Annotated in this window: 1 protein-coding gene; it reads left to right on the plus strand. The window is 78.1% G+C overall.

Going from position 1 to position 1254, the window contains the following annotated elements:
* Positions 1–460 precede the first annotated feature (460 nt).
* A complete protein-coding gene (locus tag PYV61_RS25485; RefSeq protein WP_275836693.1) occupies positions 461–745 on the plus strand; it encodes a hypothetical protein in 285 nt (94 codons plus the stop codon).
* Positions 746–1254: the final 509 nt, after the last annotated feature.

Consider the following 1254-nt stretch of genomic DNA (forward strand, 5'->3'; position numbering starts at 1 on the left):
CACCAGGGCGACCGCGCGCGCCGGGCGGGCCGACTCGCGCCGCCCGCCGGCGCGCGCGACCAGCGCCCCGCGCGTCTCGTCGGCGAGGCGGCGGTGCAGGTGCTGCGCGTGCTCGAGCGCGTCGTCCACGGGGGCGAGGATCAGGGCGAGGGCCTGCTGGCTGGCGCTGGCGCCGCCGTCGTCGAGCCCGGGCCAGTCGCGGACGCCGGCGCGCGTCTCGGCGAGCGCGGCGCGCTGCCGCTCCAGCAGCGCGACCAGCAGGTCGAGCTCGCCCAGGGCCGCCGCCAGCGCCGCGTCGCCGGAGGAGCCGACGGCGTCCAGCGCGACGGTCAGCAGCGCGCCGAACCGCTCCAGCAGGCGGACCGCGGCCGTCGCCTGCCAGGCGAGGCGGTCGCTGTCCTCGAGCGGGTGGCGGTGGCGCGCGCCGTCGCCCGGCCGCGACGCCGCGTCGGCGGCGGGGGTGCGCCGCGCCGGCGACCCCGCCCACGATCTGCGCGAAGGCGTCGCGCAGCTCCGACATCACGCGCACCACCGGGTCGATCTTCGCCGGCTCGCCGGTGCGGCTCGCCTCGAACACCGTGCGCATCGACCACGCGTAGAGCGCGTCGAGGTTCTGCGCGATCCCGCCCCCCTGCTCGAAGTCGAGCGACGCGCGCAGCTCGGCGATCATGTCGTTCGCCTTCAGCAGCAGCTCCACCCGCTCCTCGATCCGGCGCGCCTCGGCGGCCGCGCGCGCGCGGCGTAGCGTCAGCAGGATCTTGTCGAACAGCATCACCACCAGCTGCCCCGGCGACGCCGCCGCCAGCTCGGCGTCGCGGTAGCGCGCGGCCTGCGTCGCGTAGGCGCCGGCCGGGCGCGCCGGCGGGGCGTAGGGGGAGCCGGACACGGAGCCGGGCGCGGTGCGGGGAATCGCCGTCGGCTGCGGGATCGGGAGGCTCATCGGGCGGTGGGGCGGCTGCGGGCGGGGGGCGGCGACGGGAGCGTCGCGCCTCTGTGCAGCAGTATCGGCAGCGTGCCCCCGAAGTTCATTCCCAGTTCGTCACGCCCGCGAACGCACGCGCGCCCGGCCCCGCGTGGGGGCCGGGCGCGCGCGGCGTCCCGTGGCGGGTCGCCCGCCGTCAGCCGCGCCGGTCGATGAGCGAGGGCACCGCGCCCGCCGTGCGCGCGCCGCCGGCGGCGCGCGCACGGCGAAGTCGGAGGGCCAAGCGGTCTTAGGGAAGACAAATCGTGGTCTCAACTCCTTGGCTCACAGAA

The sequence above is a fragment of the Roseisolibacter sp. H3M3-2 genome (assembly GCF_029211165.1).
GTDB lineage: Bacteria > Gemmatimonadota > Gemmatimonadetes > Gemmatimonadales > Gemmatimonadaceae > Roseisolibacter.